20 protein-coding genes are annotated in these 21981 nt (G+C 57.4%); 18 read left to right on the top strand and 2 right to left on the bottom strand.

The window, feature by feature from the left end; genetic code table 11:
• Positions 1-11: 11 nt before the first annotated feature.
• The gene (locus G5315_RS03435) at positions 12-2483 is read right to left on the bottom strand and encodes a penicillin-binding protein 1A (RefSeq protein ID WP_421332441.1); all 2472 of its coding nucleotides are present in this window, start codon (positions 2481-2483) and stop codon (positions 12-14) included.
• Positions 2484-2782: 299 nt separating this feature from the next.
• Between G5315_RS03435 and tapM the strand changes: the two genes are divergently transcribed.
• From tapM to G5315_RS03345, 18 genes are all read left to right on the top strand, one after another.
• The gene (gene tapM / locus G5315_RS03430; RefSeq protein ID WP_323137627.1) at positions 2783-3844 is read left to right on the top strand and encodes a PilM family type IVa pilus assembly protein TapM; all 1062 of its coding nucleotides are present in this window, start codon (positions 2783-2785) and stop codon (positions 3842-3844) included.
• Positions 3832-4410: a PilN family type IV pilus biogenesis protein TapN gene (gene tapN, locus G5315_RS03425; protein ID WP_216953058.1), complete on the top strand. Its 579-nt coding sequence runs from the start codon at positions 3832-3834 to the stop codon at positions 4408-4410. The genes tapM and tapN overlap by 13 nt, the downstream gene beginning before the upstream one ends.
• Positions 4407-5006: a PilO family type IV pilus biogenesis protein TapO gene (gene tapO, locus G5315_RS03420; RefSeq protein WP_216953059.1), complete on the top strand. Its 600-nt coding sequence runs from the start codon at positions 4407-4409 to the stop codon at positions 5004-5006. The genes tapN and tapO overlap by 4 nt, the downstream gene beginning before the upstream one ends.
• Positions 5003-5536: a pilus assembly protein PilP gene (locus G5315_RS03415; RefSeq protein ID WP_216953060.1), complete on the top strand. Its 534-nt coding sequence runs from the start codon at positions 5003-5005 to the stop codon at positions 5534-5536. The genes tapO and G5315_RS03415 overlap by 4 nt, the downstream gene beginning before the upstream one ends.
• A gap of 16 nt (positions 5537-5552) precedes the next feature.
• Positions 5553-7766 (top strand): type IV pilus secretin PilQ, encoded by a 2214-nt coding sequence (locus G5315_RS03410; protein WP_421263045.1) that lies wholly within the window; start codon positions 5553-5555, stop codon positions 7764-7766.
• 191 nt (positions 7767-7957) lie between these two features.
• Positions 7958-8476, top strand: coding sequence for a shikimate kinase AroK (gene aroK / locus G5315_RS03405; protein WP_266134309.1), 519 nt, complete (start codon positions 7958-7960; stop codon positions 8474-8476).
• Between the two features lie 14 nt (positions 8477-8490).
• Positions 8491-9573, top strand: coding sequence for a 3-dehydroquinate synthase (aroB, locus tag G5315_RS03400; RefSeq protein WP_421208787.1), 1083 nt, complete (start codon positions 8491-8493; stop codon positions 9571-9573).
• Entirely contained in the window at positions 9563-11143 is a 1581-nt protein-coding gene (locus G5315_RS03395; protein ID WP_421332439.1) for an SPOR domain-containing protein, read from the top strand. The genes aroB and G5315_RS03395 overlap by 11 nt, the downstream gene beginning before the upstream one ends.
• A gap of 70 nt (positions 11144-11213) precedes the next feature.
• Positions 11214-12086 (top strand): Dam family site-specific DNA-(adenine-N6)-methyltransferase, encoded by an 873-nt coding sequence (locus tag G5315_RS03390; RefSeq protein ID WP_421332437.1) that lies wholly within the window; start codon positions 11214-11216, stop codon positions 12084-12086.
• Positions 12087-12276: 190 nt separating this feature from the next.
• Positions 12277-12951, top strand: a complete 675-nt coding sequence (gene rpe / locus G5315_RS03385; protein WP_005335006.1) for a ribulose-phosphate 3-epimerase — start codon at positions 12277-12279, stop codon at positions 12949-12951.
• On the top strand, positions 12938-13606 hold the full coding sequence (locus G5315_RS03380) for a phosphoglycolate phosphatase (protein WP_227342109.1): 669 nt from the start codon (positions 12938-12940) through the stop codon (positions 13604-13606). Before rpe ends, G5315_RS03380 begins: the two co-directional genes overlap by 14 nt.
• 42 nt (positions 13607-13648) lie before the next feature.
• Positions 13649-14653 carry a tryptophan--tRNA ligase gene (trpS, locus tag G5315_RS03375; protein ID WP_005362251.1) on the top strand — a complete coding sequence of 335 codons (1005 nt, stop codon included), beginning with the start codon at positions 13649-13651 and terminating at the stop codon, positions 14651-14653.
• Positions 14654-14770: 117 nt separating this feature from the next.
• Positions 14771-14986, top strand: a complete 216-nt coding sequence (locus G5315_RS03370) for a hypothetical protein (RefSeq protein WP_216953064.1) — start codon at positions 14771-14773, stop codon at positions 14984-14986.
• Positions 14987-15007: 21 nt separating this feature from the next.
• Complete coding sequence (locus tag G5315_RS03365) at positions 15008-15589, top strand: aminodeoxychorismate synthase component II (RefSeq protein ID WP_216953065.1); 582 nt, start codon at positions 15008-15010, stop codon at positions 15587-15589.
• 277 nt (positions 15590-15866) lie between these two features.
• Complete coding sequence (locus G5315_RS03360) at positions 15867-17084, top strand: aspartate aminotransferase family protein (RefSeq protein WP_421332436.1); 1218 nt, start codon at positions 15867-15869, stop codon at positions 17082-17084.
• Positions 17085-17160: 76 nt separating this feature from the next.
• Entirely contained in the window at positions 17161-18180 is a 1020-nt protein-coding gene (gene astA / locus G5315_RS03355; RefSeq protein ID WP_005334994.1) for an arginine N-succinyltransferase, read from the top strand.
• Positions 18181-18252: 72 nt separating this feature from the next.
• Positions 18253-19722, top strand: coding sequence for a succinylglutamate-semialdehyde dehydrogenase (astD, locus tag G5315_RS03350; RefSeq protein ID WP_201946252.1), 1470 nt, complete (start codon positions 18253-18255; stop codon positions 19720-19722).
• A gap of 191 nt (positions 19723-19913) precedes the next feature.
• Complete coding sequence (locus tag G5315_RS03345; protein WP_421332435.1) at positions 19914-20711, top strand: DUF1338 domain-containing protein; 798 nt, start codon at positions 19914-19916, stop codon at positions 20709-20711.
• Between the two features lie 92 nt (positions 20712-20803).
• Here G5315_RS03345 and G5315_RS03340 read toward each other — a convergent pair whose 3' ends face one another.
• On the bottom strand, positions 20804-21922 hold the full coding sequence (locus G5315_RS03340) for an anhydro-N-acetylmuramic acid kinase (RefSeq protein WP_421332434.1): 1119 nt from the start codon (positions 21920-21922) through the stop codon (positions 20804-20806).
• Positions 21923-21981: the final 59 nt, after the last annotated feature.

Here is a 21981-nt window from a genome sequence, read left to right as displayed (position 1 = left end):
GCGAGAGCAGCTTAGAAGATATCGTCGGTAGAGACAGGCCCTTCCACATCGGGGTTGTCGCCGCCGTAGACCTGATTGCCGTCCGAGCTGGGCGCAGCGTAACGGGTCGGCTCAGTACCTTCCTTGAAGTATTCGTCGGTGCCACCACTGGTCGCCAGCAGGCCTGTTTCGCTGTCAATCTTCACCGTCATGATCCCCTCGGGAACCGGCATCTTGTGCTCCGGTAGCTTTTTGAGAGCGACTTTCATGAAGTCGATCCAGATAGGCTGTGCGGCGCCACCACCAAATTCGGCACGACCAAGGCCACGTTGGTGGTTGTCAAAACCGATCCAGGAAGTAGCGACTATGTCCGGGGTGTAGCCGGAGAACCAGGCATCCCGCGATTCGTTGGTGGTACCGGTTTTACCGGAGATGTCGTGACGCTTCAGGTCGCGGGCTGCACGCCAGCCGGTACCACGCCAGCCGTTGCCACCCCAGATGGCTGTGCTCAGGGTGTCGGTGATCAGGAATGCGCTCTGGGCACTTATGGTATGCGGGGCTATGAGCGGTGCGAGAGGAGTCTGAGAGCCATCTTGTGCTGTGCCATCAACAGTTGGCTGTGACTGTGTGCTCTGTTCGGACGCCGTCTGCTGTTCGCAATTGCTGCAGGCGATGGCGGGATTGGCCTGATAGAGGGTGTTCTCCAGGCTGTCGGTGACTTTGTCGATGAAGTATGGGGTCACCAGGAAGCCACCGTTGGCCAGTACCGAGTAACCACGCACCACCTCGAGGGGGGTAAATTCGGCTGCGCCCAGCGCCAGTGACTCATGGGGCGAGATGAAGTCGCGGGGGAAGCCAAAGTGTGTCAGACCGTCGATATAGGTATCCAGACCGATGGCGCGCATCAGTCGAACCGACATCACGTTCTTGGACTTGGCCAAACCCAGACGCAGCGGGGTGGGGCCATCATAAACGGCCGGGGAGTTCTTGGGCTGCCACATGGGCCCTTTTGACGGATCCCACTGGTTGATTGGCGCATCGTTGATGAGCGACGCCAGGGTATAGCCGTGCTCCAGCGCGGTCGCATAGAGGAAAGGCTTGATATTTGAACCGATCTGGCGACGCGCCTGATCGACCCGGTTGAATTTGGATAGTTCGAAGCTGAAGCCGCCAACTACTGCTTCCAGCGCGCCATTTTTCGGGTTCATGGCAACCAGCGCGGCGTTGACGTCCGGGATTTGGGCCAGCAGCAACTCTTCGCCCTCTTCCCGCACCCAGATCTGGGCGCCGACTTTCAGTACATCGCGTGCCGATTTCGGGGCATAGCTTTGGCGGTCGTCGGTAATAAAGGAGCGAGCCCATTTAATGCCGTTCCAGCCCAGCTCTGCTTCCTTGCCATTTTTAAGTACCAGTGTGGCGCTACGGTCACCGAGCTTGGTAACTACGGCCGCCATCAGCGGATCATAAGTGGGTTGCTTGCCAAGGTGGGCCACGATCTGCTCGTAATCCCAAGCTGTTTCGCCTGCCTTCCACAACTGGGCCGTCGGGCCACGATAGCCGTGACGCATATCGTAGGCAAAGACGCCATCCAGCAGAGCCTGTCTGGCGGCCCTTTGGCGTTCGGCAGAGACGGTAGTGTAGACGTGCAGGCCCATGGTGTAGGCATCTTCACCAAACTGCTCTACCATCTTCTGGCGTACCATTTCACCCAGATAGGGAGCGTGCAGGGTCACTTCGGCGCCGTGAAAACGGGCCTTGATCGGCATTTTGGACGCTTCGTCAAACTGGGCCTGGGTGATCTTGCCGGTCTCCAGCATCCGACCAAGCACAACGTTGCGGCGCGCAAAGGCGCGCTCGGGGGATCGGATGGGGTTGAGCATGGAGGGGGCTTTGGGCAGACCGGCAATGATGGCGATCTCGTCCAGCCCCAGATCCTTGACCTCTTTACCAAAATAAACCTGAGCCGCAGCACCGATCCCGAAGGAGCGATAACCGAGAGGGATCTTGTTGAGGTACAGTTCGAGGATCTCGTCTTTTGAGAGATTCTGCTCGATCCGCCAGGCCAGGAAGACCTCCTTTATCTTGCGGATGATGGTTTTCTCATTGCTCAGGAAGAAGTTGCGTGCAACCTGCTGGGTAATGGTGCTGGCACCCTGACGGGCATGACCTGATACGGCCCAGACGGAGGCGGCGCGAATGATGCCGATGGGGTCAATGCCGGGGTGCTCGTAGAAGCGGGCATCTTCGGTTGCCAGTACGGCATCGATCATTGGTTGGGGGATTTCATCCAAGCGCAACGGAATGCGACGGATTTCACCATATTGGGCGATCAATTCCCCATCTCGGCTGTAGACCCTCATCGGGGTTGCCAGTTTGACATCACGCAGTGCGGTGACATCGGGCAGTTGGGGTTTGATATAGAAGTAGATACCGATGAGGCTGGCAACACCCAGCACAGCACCCAGCATCATGACAATAAACAGGCGAACGAGCCATTTCAGCATGGAAGAACTACCAATCGTCTTAAATTTAGCCAACGGGCGCAGAGTATAGCCCTTTTGCCATCTGGAATTCGAGGTTTTCCTGTGGCAAGTCACCCATCGACAGGATGCGAGAGGTTAGCACTACAGTGAGCAATAACCAAGGTGCCTCCCTTTATCTCAAGAAAGCGAGGTGGGTCACTTTTCGGTATAAACTTTATGACATTGATAGTTAGAGCATTTAGGATGGATCAAGCTCTCATCTGATTAGAGTGTCCTACACTCAATTCAGGTATAAAACCCAATAACGCATGGATGTGTATATGTTTGGGCTATTTAATAAGGGATCCCTCCTCCCCCTGGTGGGCATTGATTTCGGTAGCCAGACCATCAAGGCCGTTACCCTCACTGGTCGTCCCGGCAAGCTGCATATTGAATCTGTTGCCGAGGTCGCCACCCCGAAAGGTACGCTGGTTGATTACCAGCTACAGGATATCGAGCGGGTCAGCCCATCTTTGAAAACCCTCAAGCGCCTTATCTCTGGCCACAGCGATTATGCCGCGACAGCGGTGACTGGTTCCAATGTGATCACCAAGGTCATCCAGATTGATGCTCGCCTTGGTGACAAGGAGCTGGAGAGTCAGGTGCAGCTGGAGGCCGAACAGATAATTCCCTTTCCCCTCGATGAAGTCAGCCTCGATTTTGAGGTGCTGGACACCAGCGCCAGTGAAGATCGTCAGGATGTCCTGTTGAGCGCAGCCCGTACTGAGAGCGTCAATGGCCGGGTCAGCGCTCTCGCTGAGGCTGGCATTGCCGTCAAGGTAGTGGATGTGGGAGCCCATGCCTTGGGGCGGGCCGTTGTGGCCTGTTTGCCCGAGTTGCAGGAGAGTGAGCGACCGATCGGGGTGATCGACATCGGTGCCAGTGCCATGACCTTCGCGGCGCTGGTCAAGGGAGAGGTGATCTACTCCCGCTTGCAAAACTTCGGCGGCGATCAGTACAGCCAGGCGCTCTCCTCCTTTTATGGCATGACGCTGGATGAGGCTGAGCAGGCTAAAACCAAAGGTACCTTGCCTGTTGACCATGAGCTGGATGTGCTGATGCCCCACATCAACTCGCTGCTGCAGCAAGTGCGGCGCAATATCCAGCTGTTTTGCAGTTCATCCGGTTATCGCGACATCGCAAAACTGGTGCTGACGGGGGGAGGCAGTCTGCTACCCGGTTTGTTGGTACAGGTAAAAGAAGAGGTCAATTGCGAGGTGTTGCACCCGGATCTGTTCGCCCTGTTTGGCAAACCGAAAGGAGAGGCCGAGCTGGTACATGGCGCTAAATATATGACGGCATTCGGGTTGGCTCTGAGGAGTTTTACACCATGTCAAATATAAACCTTCTCCCCTGGCGCGAGGCTCGTGCTCAGCGGCAAAAGAAACAGTTTGGTGCCCTGCTAGGGCTTTTCGTGTTGGTCACTGTCGCACTGAGCCTCTTTGCCAACTGGCTGGTCGAGCGTCAGATTGCCGCCCAGCAGCAGCGTAATCAGCGTCTGGTTCAGGAGATGACCATCCTGGATGCACAACTGGGAGAAATACGCCTGCTTAAAGAACGTCGCAAGGAGCTGATCGATCGGATGCAACTCATCGAACATCTCCAAATGCGTCGAAATGTGCCCGTTCGTCTTTTCAACCAGTTGCCCTCTCTGGTACCCAATGGGGTTTACCTCAATACCCTCTCGTTGCAGAACAATATTATCGATGTCAACGGCAAGACAGAAGCTTATGGTCGAGTTGCCAGCATGATGCGTCGAATTGATGGTTCCGGCTGGCTGGGACAGTCGAAAATAAGCACCATTTTTGCAGCGGAGGTCGCGCCGGTATCGTTGAGTCAATTCTCGATGATGTTCCTGATTGCCAATAATACCGCTGCTGCCGGGGATATGGCCAAGGAGAGCAAATGAACCTTCAGCAACTCAACGAGCTTGATCTGAATGACATCGCGAGCTGGCCAAAATGGGCGAAAGCTGTCTTTATCCTGCTGTGCTGTGTGTTGACTGGTGGCGCTATTTATTACTACGTGATTGCCAATTCCTTAGGCAATCTGACCAAAGAGAGCGCCAGAGAGACGGAGCTGAAAGGCCAGTTTGAAAGCAAGGCGATGCTGGCAGCCAATTTGGGCGCCTACAAGGCACAAATGATCCAGCTCGAGCAACTGGTCGATACCCAGCTCAAGCAGCTGCCCAATACCCATGAGGTCGCCGGTTTGCTGGACGATATCAGTTTTATTGCCACCGATAATGGCTTGAAGCTCAATCGCATCAACTGGGAACCGGAGGTCAAGCACGAGTTTTCTACCGAATTGCCCATGCGGATCGAGGTGGTAGGTAATTATCATCAGATCGGCAAGTTTACGGCAGATATGGCAGCCCTGCCTCGTATCGTCATACTCGACTCCTTTACCTTGAGTCAGAGCAAGGATGAGGGAGACCTGATTGCTATGTCGATGCTGGCCAAAACCTACAAGTACAACGGTAAAACAGTGGAGCAGAAACAATGAGACGCATCTGCTGGTTGTTACCTGCCCTCTTGCTGACGGCCTGTGGTGGTCAGGAGGAGATGGATTCCTATATTGCCGAAACCAAGGCAAGACCCCCTGTACCTATTGAACCCTTACCCCAGTTGAAGCCGTTTTCCCCCATGCACTATCAACAACGCGATCTGCGTAGCCCCTTCATGATGCCGCAACCAGAAGCAAGTGTCGGGCGCGCGAATAGTGCCCAGGTGAAGCCTGATTGCGCACAGGTTATGATGGACAGAGAAAAAGAGGTATTGGAAAACTACTCTCTCGCCAGCTTGTCAATGCACGGCTCCTTGGGAAAGGCCGGGCAGTTGTGGGCCCTGATCAGCACACCTGATGGAAAATCAATACGGGTCGGGCTCAACCAGTATATGGGGCTCGATCAGGGTAGAGTCATCAAGATTACTCCTACGGCAGTGGATTTACTGGAAACCATTCCGGACGGGAAGGGGTGCTGGGTAACAAGAGAAACCCAGTTGGCGATGGCCAATATGCAAGAAAAACAATAATCAGGGACGAACAGCAATGAGAACAACCATAGACAGTGTAACAAAAGTGGCTTTGCTGTTTTGCGCCAGTGCCTTTGGTCAGGCGTGGGCAGTGGCAACCTTGCAAGAGATAAAAGTTAATCCATTGCTGGCAGACCAGTTGCAACTGGAGCTCAGCTTCAGCGAGCCTGTGAGTGGCTTTACCGATCGTCTCTCCTATCAACCTAACCAGCTCCTGTTGCATGTCCCCGGTGCTGTGGGCGTACTCAAGGTGAACCCGCTGCCTATTCAGCGTCAGGGAGTAGACAACATCAAGGTGGAAGGGAAGGGAGCTGGCCTTGATATCAAGATTGCTCTCGATCAGCTGGCTCCCTATCAGGTGCAGCAACAGGGTAACAAATTGCTGGTTTCCCTTGGTGAAGGGACCTCATCAGCTCTGATTAATGGCGAAAGCGCCCTGATTGCACCAGCCGCAACGGCTTCCTCAGCCATGGTGGCCACTCCAGCTCCTTCGGCACTGCTCAATTCTCAGGTTGTTGCCAAGTCAATGCCTGTTGCACCGGTAACCCCTCCTGTTGCGACGCCTGCTGCCAGCAAACCACTGCTCGGCAGCTATCAAAACAGTGGCAGTGGAGCCTATTTCAACTCGGTGACCGGGGTGGATTTTCGTCGTGGCAAGGATGGTCAGGGGGAGTTTCTGGTCACACTTGACAACAGCTCGGCTGCCGTCGATGTGAGCAGCCGCGGTCAAACTGTGCTGGCCAAGTTTCATGGTACTCGCGTGCCTGATGGTTTGCTTAATCTGATCAATGTGCAGGATTTTGCGACACCGGTCTCTCAGGTTGAGGTGTCCCGGCAGGGCAACGATACCCTGTTTGAGCTGTCGGTTAATGGCCAGTTTGATTACCGTTACGATCAGGCTGATAAACTGTTCATTATCGAAGTGAAAAAACGCACGGCGGCATCTGCGTTTTCAAAGCAGTATCAGGGCAAGCCCATCTCATTGAACTTCCAGGATATCCCGGTTAGAACCGTGTTGCAGCTTATCGCTGACTTCAACAACCTCAATCTGGTTACTACCGATTCTGTGGCAGGCAATCTGACACTACGTCTGGATGGCGTGCCCTGGGAGCAGGCGCTCGACATCATTTTAAAAGTGCGCGGTCTGGATAAGCGGCTTGATAACAACATCCTGCTGGTTGCTCCGGCTGAAGAGATTGCGGCACGGGAGAAACAGCAGCTGGAGAGCCGGAATCAGGTGGCTGATTTGGCCCAGTTATATACCGAATATATGCAGATCAACTATGCAAAAGCATCCGAAGTGGCTGCTCTGCTCTCATCCGAGAGTACCAAGTTGCTATCGCCACGTGGCGCGGTGAGTGTGGATGAACGGACCAACGTGCTGGTTGTGAAGGATACGGCTGAGGTTATCAGCAGTATCAAGCGGATGCTGGATATTCTGGATATCCCGGTCAAGCAGGTGGTGATCGAAGCGCGTATGGTGACCATCGATGACGGTTTCGATGAAGCGCTCGGGGTTCGTTGGGGAGTGACCAAGAACGATGGTCACGGCAACAGCACTTCAGGCTCTATTGAAGGGAATGATTCGTCCGGTAATAACGACGGTAGTTCAACGATTACCAGACCCTCGGTCGATAATCGGATGAACGTCAATCTGCCGGTGACCAATGCTGCCGGTACCTTGGCATTCCAGGTTGCCCGTCTGGCCGATGGAACCCTGCTTGACCTTGAATTGTCTGCGCTGGAAAAAGAGAGCAAGGCCGAGATTATCGCCAGTCCCCGGGTGACCACTGCGAACCAGAAACCGGCGTTGATCGAACAGGGTACCGAGATCCCCTATGTGGAGTCCTCTTCCAGTGGTGCAACCTCGGTCACCTTCAAGAAGGCGGTACTGAGCTTGAAAGTCACGCCGCAGATCACCCCTGACAACCGGGTGATCCTCGACCTGACCGTGACCCAGGATACCAAGGGCGAAACCGTACCGACCGGTACCGGTGATGCAGTCTCCATCAACGCCCAGTCCATCACGACGCAGGTACTGGTTAACAATGGCGAGACACTGGTGCTGGGCGGCATCTATCAGCAGACTATCAAAAGCGATGTGACCAAGGTGCCCTTGCTGGGTGATATCCCCGGATTGGGCGCCCTGTTCCGCAAGACCACCAGCGAGAACAAAAAGCGTGAACTGCTTATTTTCGTGACCCCCAAGATAGTCACCGACGCCTTCTGAATGCTTTACATGTGAGGGTAAAACACATATAACCTTACGCCCCAATGAGGCTGGGGCGTAAGGGCTGCGGTTGCCAGTCCCGATATCTATTGAGATAATCCCCCTCCTGATCCATCGCAAGATAAGGTTCATAGGTACCCCGATCCAGTATTTATCGGGGTCGTACAGTTTGTAATTACTAACGAAAAAACATGGCTGAGAAACGCAATATTTTCCTGATAGGTCCCATGGGTGCGGGCAAGAGCACCATAGGTAGACATCTGGCAGAACAACTGCATATGGAGTTTTTCGACTCAGATCATGAGATTGAGCGCCGCAGTGGTGCTGATATCGGCTGGGTGTTTGATGTTGAAGGCGAAGAGGGTTTCCGTATTCGCGAAGAGAAGGTGATCAGCGAATTGTCTGAGCAGCAGGGTATCGTGCTGGCAACCGGTGGTGGAGCCATCAAGAGCCGGGAAACCCGCAACAAGTTGTCTGCTCGTGGCATCGTGGTCTACCTCGAAACCACTATCGAAAAGCAGCTGGCGCGCACACAGCGAGACAAACGCCGCCCTCTGCTACAGACCGAAGAACCGGCACGCGAAGTGCTGGAACGTCTGGCACAAGAGCGCAATGCCCTGTATGAAGAGGTTGCCGACTTTGTTGTGCACACCGATGACCAGAGCGCAAAAATCGTTGCCAATCAAATTGTAAAGCTGATCGGTATGTAATCAAGAGGACGTCCATGGAACGGTTGAAGGTTGAACTGGGTGAGCGCAGCTATCCCATCGAGATAGCTGCCGGTTTGCTACAGCACCCCGAGGTGCTGGCAGCAAGCATCAAGGGCAGGCGGGTGATGATAGTGACCAATACGGTCGTCGCCCCGCTCTATCTTGAGAAAGTGACTTCCCTGCTGGCGGATTTTCAGGTGGAACACCTTGTTCTGCCCGACGGCGAGGCGTACAAGAACCTGGCGACCTTTGAGCAGATCATGTCTGCTCTGCTTGAAACCAACCATGGGCGCGATACGACACTGATCGCTCTGGGGGGCGGCGTGATCGGGGATGTGGTGGGCTTTGCGGCAGCAAGCTATCAACGTGGCATTCCTTTTATCCAGATCCCGACCACTCTGCTCTCCCAGGTTGACTCCTCTGTTGGCGGTAAAACCGCGGTCAACCACCTCCTCGGCAAGAACATGATTGGGGCTTTTTATCAGCCCAAACAAGTTGTTATCGATACCGAATGTCTGAGTACCTTGCCAGCCCGCGAATTTGCCGCAGGGATGGCCGAGGTGATCAAGTACGGCATCATTTGGGATGCTGATTTCTTCAGTTGGCTGGAGCAGAACATGGTGCGTCTGCAACAGCTGGAACCTGCCGCGCTGGCCTACGCCATCAAACGCTGCTGCGAGATCAAAGCCGATGTGGTCGGTCAGGATGAGACCGAGCACGGCGTCCGTGCGCTGCTCAATCTGGGCCACACCTTTGGTCATGCCATCGAGGCCGAGCAGGGGTATGGCAACTGGCTGCACGGTGAAGCAGTGTCCGCCGGCACCATGCTGGCTGCCTGGACTGCGCAGGCACGTGGCGATATGAGCGAAGCGGACGTTGCGCGAGTGCGCGCCCTGCTGCTGGCCGCCAATCTGCCCATTCATGCGCCTGCCGAGATGGATTTCGCCGCCTTTATTCGCCATATGCGCCGTGACAAGAAGGTGCTGGAAGGCAAGCTGCGTCTGGTGTTGCCGGTTGGCATCGGCCATGCGCAGGTGGTGGGGGATGTGTCCGATGCCGAGTTGCTGGCGGTGATCGAGTCTGGTCGTGACGAATAAACTGCTAAAACTTCCTTCCCAGCGGCAGCTGGTTGACCGGCTGCTGCATCTGATTGAATTCAATCACCCTTTCATTTTTCTCTCCGGTAAACCCGGTTGTGGTCGCGGTACCCTGTGCGAATCCCTGCTCGGCGTGTTGCCGGAAAAAGTGCGGGTGGTAAGCCTGATTGGTACGTCTGCCATGAAGATGGTGGATGTGCGCCAGCTGTTGCTGCCACAGGTGGTGGCGCGCCCGCTGTTCAATCCACAGGATGCGCTGGCGGAGAGCTTCTTTCGCATGCTGGAGGGGAGCAAGCCTGCCACCCTGTTGCTACTGATAGAGCGGGCCGACCAGTTGCCGGCCGACCTGCTGGGAGAGTTGTGGGCGATCATCCGTCATAACGATACCCTGGCGGCGCCCCATCAGCTGGCCATTATCGTCTCGGGCAGTGACGTCTGGTGTCGTACCCAACGGCCGCAGCTCAAAGGGCGAGCCATGCCAGCCCTTGAGCTGGAAGTGCCGCCACTGAGCCCGCCGGAGCAGCGCATCTTCTTGTATGAAAAAGCCAAAGAGCTCAAGATCCCGGCGACCCTCTTGCCCAAGCCGCAAGTGGAGGAGATCCTGAAAACGGCGAACGGACATCCGTCCACCATCATGCAGTTACTGGAGGATATCATGACCGACAGAAGGCCCAAGAAGCGTCAGGCGGAGTTGCCCGTCAAGAAGATTGCCACCGCTATCGCGCTGGTCGCTGGCGCCCTGCTGGCGTTGAGCTACCTGCTGCCTGCGCTGTTTGACAATGAAAGCAAACCGGCGCTGCAGGATCCGGCGCAGAACACGGCATTGCCGATCCCGGTAGCGGGAGGCGATCCCCTCACCGCAGGCGGTTCGAATACCGATGCCGCTGCACAAGGCGCGCAAAACCGCGATGCAGCCAACAATCCCAATGGGGTAGTGAAAGATTGGCAGCCGGAGGCGAAAGTGCTTCCCAAATCGGTGGAGAGCGAAACCGTGACCACCGAATCAACCAATTACGAAGGGCGTCGGGTGGTGATCTCTGACGAGGTCGTGCAAAAGCTGATGACCGAACCCAAGGTGAGCGGCGCTCTGCCTACTGACGTGGTGGACGAGCTGACCGGCAAGAACCCGAGTGGCACAGCCCCCAGTGGTGCAATCGCAACCACGGTGCCAGCCAGTACCTCCAAAGTACTGAATCCGGCGACAACCGCAACGCCTGCTGCCACCACCAAAACAGCCAGCAACGAGCCGGTTGCCGCGCCAGCACCCAAAGTGGCCCTGACACCGGTCGCCACCTTGAACAAGAAGCCGCGCAACCACTACAGCGTTCAGCTGATGGGGGCGAGCAACACCAAGGCGGTGGATCAATTTGTCGCCGAGCATAGTCTGGCGGGCAAGGTATGGGTCTATCAGACCAAATTCCGTGGCAGTCCCTGGTATGTGGTGCTGCAAGGAGATTATGCCGGTCTGACCCAGGCCAAGAGTGCCATTCGCAAGCTTCCGCCAGCCTTGCTGAAAGGCCAGCCCTGGCCCAAGTCGTTTGCACAGGTACAAAAAGAGCTGAAGCAATAGCCTTGATACCGGATAAGGGGGTAGAATCGTCCCCCTTTTTGGGTCTTGCCTTCTTACACACCGGATTTCCATGAAAAAAACACGCGCTTTTTTAAAATGGGCCGGGGGAAAATACTCCCTGGTTGAAGAGATTGCCGAGCGCCTGCCGGCCGGGCGTGTGTTGCTGGAGCCCTTCGTCGGGGCCGGGTCTGTGTTTCTCAACACCGACTACGACGCGTATGTGCTCAACGACATCAATCCGGATCTGATCTGCCTGTACAACCACCTCAAGCTGACGCCGGACAGTTTCATTGCCGAGGCGCGCAAGCTGTTTGTGGCAGAGCACAACCACAAGGCGGCCTATTATCGGCTGCGTACCCAGTTCAATCAGACCGAGACCACCTTCGAGCGGGCACTCTTGTTCCTGTTTCTCAACCGTCACGGTTTCAACGGACTGTGCCGCTACAACAAGAAGGGCGGCTTCAACGTGCCGTTCGGTTCCTACAAGAAGCCCTATTTCCCGGAAAGAGAGCTGTGGGCCTTTGCCGAAAAGGCGCAGAAGGCGACCTTTATCTGCGAGAGCTACGCCGACGCCATCAAGCGTGCCGAAGAGGATTGGGTTATCTATTGTGATCCACCCTATGCGCCGCTCTCCACTACGGCGAGCTTCACCACCTATGCCTCCGGCGGGTTTACCCTGGATGATCAGGCGATCCTGGCGCGACTGGCCCGTCACACAGCCGCTCACAAAGGGGTGCCGGTGCTGATCAGCAACCATGATATCGAGCTGACTCGTGAGCTTTATCGCGGTGCCCGCCTCGATGAGATCCTGGTCAAGCGCACCATCAGTCGCAACGGCGGCACCCGCAACAAGGTGGCCGAGTTGCTGGCGCTCTATCCCCCCGGAATCGAACCTGAGCAGGGTTACTATCCCAGCGACAGTGAACTGCTGCCGCTGACGTAACAGACCATGCGGCGCCCAGGGGCGCCGTTTTTTTATGGGCGCCCCTGGGCCCGTGCCGATGCCCCAAAACCTAGGTGGCTGGGGTAGGGGAGGCGATTGCCCCATTTACCCCGCATTCGAGTCGTTTTCGCCCGCCTTTTACGTTAAAATTGCGCCGCTTTTTCTCCCTGGCTGCCAATGGATGATGCTGATGAAAGACTTTCTGATTGCCCCCTCGATCCTCTCTGCCGATTTTGCCCGTCTGGGTGACGATGTAGCCAAGGTACTGGCTGCAGGTGCCGACGTGGTTCACTTCGACGTGATGGACAACCACTATGTCCCCAACCTGACCATTGGCCCCATGGTCTGTCAGGCGCTGCGTGACTACGGTATCGAGGCCCCCATCGACGTGCACCTGATGGTCAAGCCGGTGGATCGCATCATTCCCGATTTTGCCAAGGCCGGTGCTTCCCTCATCACCTTCCATCCGGAAGCGTCCGATCACGTTGATCGCTCTTTGGGCCTGATCAAGGAGATGGGCTGCCAGGCGGGTCTGGTTCTGAATCCTGCTACCTCGCTCTCCTGCCTCGAGTATGTGATGGACAAGCTGGATGTGATCCTGCTGATGTCGGTCAACCCGGGCTTCGGTGGCCAGAGCTTTATCCCCGGCACCCTCGACAAGCTGCGTCAGGTGCGTCGTCTGATCGACGAGAGCGGCCGCGATATCCGCCTCGAGATCGATGGCGGGGTGAAGGTCGACAATATCCGTGAAATCGCCGAAGCGGGCGCCGACATGTTTGTCGCCGGCTCTGCCATTTTCAGCCAGCCTGACTACAAGGCGGTGATCGACAAGATGCGTGCGGAGCTGGCTCATGTCACACGCTGAGCGCGCATTTGATTTGGTGCTGTTCGATCTGGACGGCACCCTGATTGACAGTGCCGCCCAGCTGGCGCTGGCAGTCAATCTGACTCTGGCAGACCTCGGTCTGGCACAGGCTGATGAAGTTGTGATCCGTACCTGGGTCGGCAATGGTGCCGACAAGCTGATCCAGCGGGCGCTCGCCTATCGCGAGGCTGACCCCGAGCTGTTTGCCAAGGCCAGACCGATCTTTTTCCAGCACTACAACGCCTGCCTGCTGCAAGGGCTGGCTATGTATGACGGGGTTGCCCAGAGTCTGCGTCGCCTGCAAACCCTGGGTTACAAGCAGGCGATCGTCACCAACAAGCCGAGTGATTTCGTGGCACCCATCCTCGATGCCCTTGGCATCAGCGATTGCTTCGAACTTTGGCTTGGCGGCAACTGCGTGCCAGTCAAGAAGCCGAGCCCGGAGCCATTGCTGCACGCTTGTCAGGAGTTGGGGGTGAGCCCGGCTCGCACTCTAATGGTGGGCGACTCCGAAAATGACGTGCTGGCGGCCAAGGCGGCCGGCATGAAGGTGGTGGGCCTGACCTACGGTTACAACTATGGCCGCCCCATTGCCGACTCCCATCCAGACTGGGTATTCGAGCAGTTTGCCCAGCTCGATGCACTTTTGGTCTAATAGCGCAGCTGGGCTGGCTGAATAACAAGGATTAACACTCTCATGACTAAACCAATCGTATTGAGCGGGGCGCAACCCTCCGGTCAACTGACCATCGGCAACTACATGGGGGCCCTGCGTCAGTGGGTCAACATGCAGGATGAGTTCGACTGCCTCTACTGCATCGTCGACCTGCACGCCATCACCACTCGTCAGGACCCGGCTGCCCTGCGCAAGGCTTGTCTGGACGCAGCCGCCCTCTATCTGGCGGTCGGTATCGATCCCAAGAAGAGCACTGTCTTCATCCAGTCTCACGTGCCGCAGCACGCCGAGCTGGGCTGGATCCTCAACTGCTATACCCAGATGGGTGAGTTGTCGCGCATGACCCAGTTCAAGGACAAGTCCGCCCGTTTCGAGAACAACGTCAACGTCGGCCTGTTCGGTTATCCGGTGCTGATGGCAGCCGATATCCTGCTCTATCAGGCCAATCAGGTGCCGGTCGGCAACGACCAGAAGCAGCATCTGGAGCTGACCCGCGACATCTGTACCCGTTTCAACAACCTCTATGGTGAAGTGTTCACCATGCCGGAGCCCTTCATTCCGACCGAAGGGGCGCGGGTGATGAGCCTGCAGGATCCGACCAAGAAGATGTCCAAGTCGGATGACAACGAGGCCAACTTCATCGGCCTGCTGGAAGATCCCAAGCAGATCGTCAAGAAGATCAAGCGTGCGGTGACTGACTCCGACGAGCCGGCGGTGGTGCGTTTCGACCCGGAAAACAAACCGGGTGTCTCCAACCTGCTGACCCTGATGTCCGGCGTGACTGGCCGCTCCATCCCCGAGCTGGAGCAGCACTTCGAAGGCAAGATGTATGGTCACCTCAAGACCGAGACCGCCGAAGCCGTGGTTGCGCTGCTGGAACCGATCCAGGCTCGTTTCCACGAGTTGCGTCAGGATGAGGCCCATCTGATTGCGATTCTTGCCGAAGGGGCACAAAAGGCGCGTGAAAGAGCTGAAAAAACCCTGACCAGCGTATATGATGTAGTCGGCTTCGTTCCTCGAGCCTGACATACTGGGAAGGTGTAGTAGAAGAGAGCTGGGTATTTGCCTGGCTTTCTTTATTTTCCCACGTTGTATTTTGTTTAATTCTTTATTTCAACCCGGGTTATATCCCCAAGAGTACGCATGTCTGTTCAACCAAATATTTCGATTGAAGAGCTGAGTGATAAAGGTCACTGGCTGCGCAAGTTCCGCAAGGCGAAAAACCTCAATACCCTGCAATTGATGGTCTCCAATGCCATCGATAAACATCACAAGACTGCTGCCATCGCTGCAGCCATCTATCTGGCCGAGTGTCAGCGTGAACGGGAAATGGAACAGGGTCGTTATCTCGATCGTTAATTCTCCACTGTTGGTTATCTCATGCTGTTGTTGATCGATAACTACGACTCTTTTACCTGGAATCTGGTGCAATATTTCGGCGCCCTGGGACAAGAGGTTGTGGTCAAGCGCAATGATGAACTGACGCTTGATGCCATAGCGCAGCTCTCCCCCCGTTTTCTGGTGATCTCTCCCGGTCCTTGTACACCCAATGAGGCGGGGATCTCTCTCGATGCCATCAGCCACTTCGCCGGCAAGCTACCCATTCTTGGCGTCTGCCTTGGCCACCAGTCGCTGGCGCAGGCGTTTGGTGCCCGCGTGGTTCGCGCGCGTCAGGTGATGCATGGCAAGACCTCCCTGATTCGCCATCGCGGCGAAGGGGTATTCTACGGTCTAAAGGATCCCTTGCGGGTGACCCGTTATCACTCACTGGTGGTGGAGCGCGACACGCTGCCCGACTGCTTCGAGGTCACCGCCTGGAGCGAGCATGCCGATGGCTCGTTTGACGAAATCATGGGATTACGCCATAAGACACTTCCTGTCGAGGGTGTTCAGTTCCATCCGGAGAGTATTTTGAGCGAACAGGGCCATTTGCTGCTGGCCAATTTTCTGTCCTGTTCATAAAAATTTGTGATCACCTTCTCAAGTTTGAAAGAAGGTAAAAAATATTTCTCTGACACTTTATTCAGCCCCCTTCCAGCCCAAATTATCTCTTGCCAAGCCCCCCTGAGTCGTTATGCAATGCGGTTGCCTAAAATCTCAAGGTCAATCGAACATTGTTCCTCATAGGTCGTCTTGTTACAGACTTTTTACTTTATTTCTGTGATAATCCCGTCACGTTTACACGGATTTAACTTTTAGGCGGTGGATTATTCTGTCGCCGAATCTGAAGGAGAGCTATATGTCAGAGTTGTTGGCAGTGACACGTGAAGTGTTTGATGAAGTGATGGTTCCCAACTATGCGCCAGCCAAGATCATCCCGGTGCGTGGTGAAGGGTCACGTGTCTGGGATCAGGAGGGGCGCGAGTATGTCGACTTCGCCGGTGGTATCGCCGTTAACGGCCTGGGTCACTGTCATCCCAAGCTGGTCGAGGCTCTGAAAACCCAGGGCGAGAAGCTGTGGCACCTCTCCAACGTAATGACCAACGAACCGGCCCTGCGTCTGGCCAAGAAGCTGGTCGCGGCCACCTTTGCCGACAAGGTCTACTTTTGCAACTCCGGCGCCGAAGCGAATGAAGCTGCCCTCAAGCTGGCTCGCCGCTACGCCATCGAGAAGTTTGGCGAGCAGAAGACCCAGATCATCGCCTTCAATCAGGGCTTCCACGGTCGTACCTTCTTTACCGTCAGCGTCGGTGGCCAGGCAGCCTACTCCGATGGCTTCGGTCCCAAGCCCGGTGACATTACCCATGTTCCCTACAACGATCTGGCGGCGCTGGCCGAAGTGATTTCCGACAATACCTGCGCCGTGGTGATGGAGCCGCTGCAGGGGGAGGGGGGCATCATTCGTCCTACCGACGAGTTTGCCAAAGGGGTGCGCGAGCTGTGCGACAAACACAATGCCCTGCTGGTGTATGACGAAGTGCAGTCAGGGGTCGGCCGGACCGGTGATCTCTATGCCTATATGGGGCTGGGCGTCACGCCGGACATCCTCACCAGCGCCAAGGCGCTGGGTGGCGGTTTCCCTATTGGCGCCATGCTGACTACCAACGAAATCGCCTCTTACCTGAAAGTGGGCACTCACGGCTCTACCTATGGCGGCAACCCGCTGGCCTGTGCGGTCGCCGAGGCAGTGATCGACGTGATCAATACTCCCGAGGTACTGGACGGGGTCAAGCGGCGCGAACAGCTGTTCCGCGATGGGCTTGAGGCGATCAACGCCAAATACCACTGCTTTAGCGAAATCCGCGGCAAGGGGCTGCTGCTGGGCGCCGCTCTGAGCGAAGAGTACAAGGGACGCTCGCGCGACTTCCTGCTGGCCTCCATCGATCAGGGGCTGATGGCGCTGGTTGCCGGCACCAACGTGGTTCGTTTTGCCCCTTCACTGGTGATCCCGGAAGCGGACATCAAGGAAGGGTTGGCCCGCTTCGAGAAGGCGGTTGCCCAGGTGGTTAACGCCTGATTCCAAATTGAGGTGGGGAGCTCTCCCGGCAGGAGCCGGGACCCCACCTGTCGTCAATGAAAGGGAGTTGTCATTTATGTTGGTTATCCGTCCCATCGAGCAAAAAGATTTTGCCGGGCTCAAGACCTGCGCCATCGAGTCCGGCACCGGCATGACCTCGTTGCCCGTCAACGATGAGCTGCTGCAGCGCAAGATTGACGCCTCTACCCAGACTTTTTCCGACAAGCCCGCCGGCAAGGGGGACTGCCTCTACTTCTTCGTGGCCGAGGATCTGGAGACCGGCGAGATGGTCGGCACCTGTGCCATCGATGCCGCGGTTGGCCTCTCCCAGCCGTTTTACAACTACCACATCGGCAAGGTGGTGCACTCTTCCCCCAAGCTCGGCATCTACAACGTCGTTGAAACCCTGACCCTCTCCAACGACTACACCGGCAACTCCGAGCTCTGCACCCTGTTCTTGCGCGAATGTGCCCGCGAGGGGCTAAACGGCCGCCTGCTCTCCAAGCACCGCTTCCTGTTTATGGCCGAGCACCCCGAGCTGTTTGACGAGACCGTCTTCGCCGAGATGCGCGGCGTCTCCGATGCCAACGGTCACAGCCCCTTCTACGAGTGGCTGCAAACCCACTTCTTCTCGATGGATTTTCCCACCGTCGACTATCTCACCGGCATCGGCAAGAAGCGCTTTATCGCCGAGTTGATGCCCAAGTACCCCATCTACGTCAATTTGCTGAGCAAAGAGGCGCGGGCCGTTATCGGCCAGACCCACGAGAAGACCCGCCCGGCCATCAAGATGCTGCAGGACGAGGGCTTCGTGAACCGTGGTTACGTCGATATTTTCGATGCGGGCCCCACCGTCGAGTGCGACGTGAAGAATATCCGCAGCGTGCGCCGCAGCAAGAAGCTGCGGGTGCTGGTGGGCGAGCCCATCGGTGGCAAGACCCACCTTATCTGCAACAGCCGTTTCGAGCATTACCGCGCCTGCTACGGCAATATCCGGGTCGATCTCGACAAGCATGAAGCCATCATCCCGCCCAAGATGGCGGCGGCGCTCAAGGTGCAGGATGGCGACATGGTGCGGGTGGTCGACCTCGACTGAGACAAACAGGACAAGCAAACCGATTATCAGACAGGCTGCCGAGGCTGCCTGCCAGCGACAGGGAGTGAATGGATGAGCCAGTTAGTGCAATTTATCGACGGTCAGTGGCTTGCCGGTGAAGGCAAGCCGTTCGAGTCAACCGATCCGGCCAAGAACGAGGTGATCTGGCAGGGGGCTGCCGCCAGTGCGGCGCAGGTGGATGCCGCCGTCAAGGCCGCCCGTGCCGCCTTCTACCACTGGGCGGACATGAGCCTTGAGGAGCGTCTGGCCATAGTGCGTCGTTATGCCGATCTGCTTGGCGAGCAGAAAGAGGCGCTGGCCCTGACCATCGCCCGTGAAACAGGCAAACCCCTGTGGGAGACCCGCACCGAAGTGGCCGCCATGCAGGGCAAGATTGCCATCTCCATCCGGGCGCACGACGAGCGCACCGGCACCGTTGAAAATGCCATGCCGGGCGCCAAGGCGTTTGTCCGTCACAAGCCCCATGGTGTGGTGGCGGTGTTCGGCCCCTACAACTTCCCGGGTCATCTGCCCAACGGCCATATAGTCCCGGCACTGATTGCGGGTAACGCCGTGGTGTTCAAACCCTCCGAGCTGACCCCCATGGTGGCCGAAGCCATGGTCAAGGTGTGGCAGCAGGCCGGGCTGCCCAAAGGGGTGCTCAATCTGGTGCAAGGGGAGGTCGAGACCGGCAAGGCGCTGGCTGGCAACCCCGATATCGACGGCCTCTTCTTCACCGGCTCCTCCCGCACCGGTCATTTCCTCCATCAGCAGTTTGCCGGTCAGCCGGGCAAAATTCTGGCGCTGGAGATGGGCGGTAACAACCCGCTGATCGTGAAAGATGTGAGCGACATCGACGGTGCGGTGCATGCCATCATCCAGTCGGCGTTCATCACTTCCGGTCAGCGCTGCACCTGCTCCCGCCGTCTGTTTGTCGAGCGCGGCGAGCGGGGCGATGCGCTGGTCAAGCGACTGGTCGAGGTGGTCAGCCAGATCAAGGTCGGCCTCTATGACGCCGCCGAGCAGCCGTTCATGGGCTCGATGATAAGCGAGAAGGCAGCACTGGGCATGGTTGAGGCGCAAGCCAACCTGCAGCGCCTCGGTGGTGAGAACCTGCTTACCCTCAAGCACCTGGAAGCGGGTACCGGCTTTGTCTCCCCGGGCATTATCGACGTGACCTCAGTCAGCGCGCTGCCTGACGAAGAGTACTTTGGCCCGCTGCTGCAACTCATTCGCTATGACGATTTCGATGCCGCCATCGATCAGGGCAATGCTACCCGTTATGGTCTTTCGGCCGGTCTGCTGGGGGACAAGGAGGCGGACTGGCACCACTTCTTCAAGCGGATCCGCGCCGGTATCGTCAACTGGAACAAGCCCATCACCGGTGCCTCCAGTGCCGCGCCGTTTGGCGGTATCGGCGCTTCCGGCAACCACAGGGCAAGCGCCTACTACGCCGCTGACTATTGTGCTTACCCAGTTGCCTCCGTTGAAGACAGCAAAGCCGCCATGCCGGAGCAGCTGTCTCCTGGCTTGACGTTTTAAGAGCAAACGGGGATGCCAATGCAGCAGAGATGGCTCAACGCCGCCGACTACTGTGTCATATCCCCGATTGCCTCTGTCGAAGACAGCAAGGCCGCCATGCCGGATTAACTGTCGCCCGGCCTGCGCTTCTAATAACGACACGGGGCATCCAGCGGTGCCCCCATCTGTACCCGCAATCAAAGGAAAGAGAGATGCAAAAGGATATCGACACCCTGTTCAGCCATCTGTGGGACAACTACATCAAGGTGACCCCGAGCGCCCTCAAGGTGCACACCCTGCTGGGTGGCGGCGAGCCCATCGTCAACGATCACGTGGCGTTTCGTACCTACAACCTGCCCAAGCTGGGGCTGGAGAAGCTGGCAGCCCACTTTCTGGCGCTCGGTTACGAGCAGAAGGGCGAGTACGTTTTCAAGGCCAAGAAGCTCTACGCCAAGCACTTCGAGCATCAGGATCCGGACGCTCCCAAGGTGTTTATCAGTGAGCTGAAGGTGGAAGAGCTCTCCCCGGCTGCCCAAGCCATCATCCACAAGCTGGCCGATCAGGTGCCCGATCATCTGACTGATACCCCGGCATTTCTCTACACCGGCGCCCCCTGGCAGGTCTCCTATGCCGATTATCAGACTCTGCTGGCGGAGAGCGAGTATGCGGCCTGGATGGCAGCCTGGGGTTATCGTGCCAACCACTTCACGGTCAATATCAACAAGTTGAAGGATTTCGACACCATCCATCAGGTCAATGCGGCGCTGAAGGCGGCGGGTTTTGTGCTCAACAGCGTGGGTGGCGAGGTGAAAGGGGATCCGCAGGTGATGCTGGAGCAATCCTCCACCATGGCTGACAAAGCAGAGGTGCCGTTCAGCGATGGGGTGCGTACCATCCCGAGCTGCTTCTACGAGTTCGCCCTGCGCTACCCGCAGCCAGATGGCGTGCTCTATCCGGGCTTTGTCGAAGCGTCCGCCGACAAAATTTTTGAGTCCACCAATGCCACGTAACAACGGGTGTTGGCCAAAGTGCCACTGTTCATGATGTGACATGACGACAGCCCCATATCGGGGCTGTCGTCATTTGCATATCTGGGGGATATCTAGGGTGCGGGGTAGAGAGCACCCAACACAGCCGGACGGCTGGCGCCGGTGACGGCGGGCAGGTTGCCGGGTTTGCGCTTGATAAAGCGCTCCGCCAGCCAGGCAAAGGCAGCTCCCTCCATCCAGTCGGGAGCAATCCCCAGCTCGGCAGTGCTGGCGATGCGCCAGCCGGGCAGCAGGCTGGCCAGCTCCGCCAGCAGCGGGGTGTTGTAGGCGCCGCCGCCGCAGACAAAGAGCTCGGTCTTGGGCTGGCTGGCCCCGAATGCCTCGGGAGTCGCAGGCAGCTGGCGGGCGATGCTGTGGCAGGTGAGCGCCTGCAGGGTGCGCTGCACATCCGCCGGAGCATAGGGGCGGCCCGCCAGCTCACCATCGAGCCACGCCAGGGTGAACATCTCCCGTCCGGTGCTCTTGGGGTGGGGGGCGGCGAAGTAGGGGTGAGCCAAGAGCTGCTCCAGCAGCTCGGGGATGAGCTGGCCGCTGGCTGCCCACTGGCCGCCGGCATCGTAACCGGCCCCCTTGGGGTGATGGCGGCGATACCAGCCGTCGAGCAGGGTATTGGCCGGGCCGGTATCGAAGCCATAGACCCCGTTGGCATGGCCCGGCAGCACCGAAATATTGGCGATGCCGCCGAGGTTCAGCACCACCCGCAGGGCGCCGGGGCGGGCAAAGAAGGCTTGATGGAAGGCGGGCACCAGCGGCGCCCCCTGACCGCCGAGGGCCATGTCCATGGTGCGAAAGTCGGCGATGACGTCGATGCCGGTCAGCGCCGCCAGCAGGGCCGCGTTGCCGATCTGCAGGGTAAAGCCAAGCTGGGGGCGGTGGCGGATGGTCTGGCCGTGACTGCCGATGGCGCGAATATCGGCGGGCGTGAGGCCCGTCTTGGCCAGCAGGGCGCGGGTGGCGGCGGCAAATTCGCGCGCCACCAGATTGTCGGCCACTCCCATCCGATCGATCTCGTTGTCGCTCGGCGTGCAGAGCTCATGGAGCTCGTGGGCGGTGGGCCAGGGGTGGCTGAGGGCCGCCTCGACCCGCAGTTGATCACCGTCTATCACCACCAGTACGGCGTCGATGCCGTCCATGCTGGTGCCTGACATCAATCCGATATAGCGTTCAGCCATTGGCTCTCCTCACTCGCTGGTCGGGATGGTCCGCTTCCCGACACCGATGCAACATGGCG

Origin of the sequence: Aeromonas sp. 603607 (assembly GCF_049171595.1) — a bacterium.
Classification (GTDB): Bacteria; Pseudomonadota; Gammaproteobacteria; order Enterobacterales; family Aeromonadaceae; genus Aeromonas; species Aeromonas veronii.
The sequence above is the reverse complement of the archived record's forward strand: the minus strand, read 5'-3'. Positions and strand labels throughout refer to the sequence as shown.

Coding starts and splice junctions, on each gene's coding strand:
- tapO (WP_216953059.1), top strand. CDS start 4,407: ATGAACCTTCAGCAACTCAACGAGCTTGATCTGAATGACATCGCGAGC.
- G5315_RS03415 (WP_216953060.1), top strand. CDS start 5,003: ATGAGACGCATCTGCTGGTTGTTACCTGCCCTCTTGCTGACGGCCTGT.
- G5315_RS03410 (WP_421263045.1), top strand. CDS start 5,553: ATGAGAACAACCATAGACAGTGTAACAAAAGTGGCTTTGCTGTTTTGC.
- aroK (WP_266134309.1), top strand. CDS start 7,958: ATGGCTGAGAAACGCAATATTTTCCTGATAGGTCCCATGGGTGCGGGC.
- rpe (WP_005335006.1), top strand. CDS start 12,277: ATGAAAGACTTTCTGATTGCCCCCTCGATCCTCTCTGCCGATTTTGCC.
- astD (WP_201946252.1), top strand. CDS start 18,253: ATGAGCCAGTTAGTGCAATTTATCGACGGTCAGTGGCTTGCCGGTGAA.
- tapM (WP_323137627.1), top strand. CDS start 2,783: ATGTTTGGGCTATTTAATAAGGGATCCCTCCTCCCCCTGGTGGGCATT.
- G5315_RS03370 (WP_216953064.1), top strand. CDS start 14,771: ATGTCTGTTCAACCAAATATTTCGATTGAAGAGCTGAGTGATAAAGGT.
- trpS (WP_005362251.1), top strand. CDS start 13,649: ATGACTAAACCAATCGTATTGAGCGGGGCGCAACCCTCCGGTCAACTG.
- G5315_RS03360 (WP_421332436.1), top strand. CDS start 15,867: ATGTCAGAGTTGTTGGCAGTGACACGTGAAGTGTTTGATGAAGTGATG.
- aroB (WP_421208787.1), top strand. CDS start 8,491: ATGGAACGGTTGAAGGTTGAACTGGGTGAGCGCAGCTATCCCATCGAG.
- G5315_RS03345 (WP_421332435.1), top strand. CDS start 19,914: ATGCAAAAGGATATCGACACCCTGTTCAGCCATCTGTGGGACAACTAC.
- G5315_RS03390 (WP_421332437.1), top strand. CDS start 11,214: ATGAAAAAAACACGCGCTTTTTTAAAATGGGCCGGGGGAAAATACTCC.
- astA (WP_005334994.1), top strand. CDS start 17,161: ATGTTGGTTATCCGTCCCATCGAGCAAAAAGATTTTGCCGGGCTCAAG.
- G5315_RS03340 (WP_421332434.1), bottom strand. CDS start 21,922: ATGGCTGAACGCTATATCGGATTGATGTCAGGCACCAGCATGGACGGC.
- G5315_RS03380 (WP_227342109.1), top strand. CDS start 12,938: ATGTCACACGCTGAGCGCGCATTTGATTTGGTGCTGTTCGATCTGGAC.
- G5315_RS03365 (WP_216953065.1), top strand. CDS start 15,008: ATGCTGTTGTTGATCGATAACTACGACTCTTTTACCTGGAATCTGGTG.
- G5315_RS03435 (WP_421332441.1), bottom strand. CDS start 2,483: ATGCTGAAATGGCTCGTTCGCCTGTTTATTGTCATGATGCTGGGTGCT.
- tapN (WP_216953058.1), top strand. CDS start 3,832: ATGTCAAATATAAACCTTCTCCCCTGGCGCGAGGCTCGTGCTCAGCGG.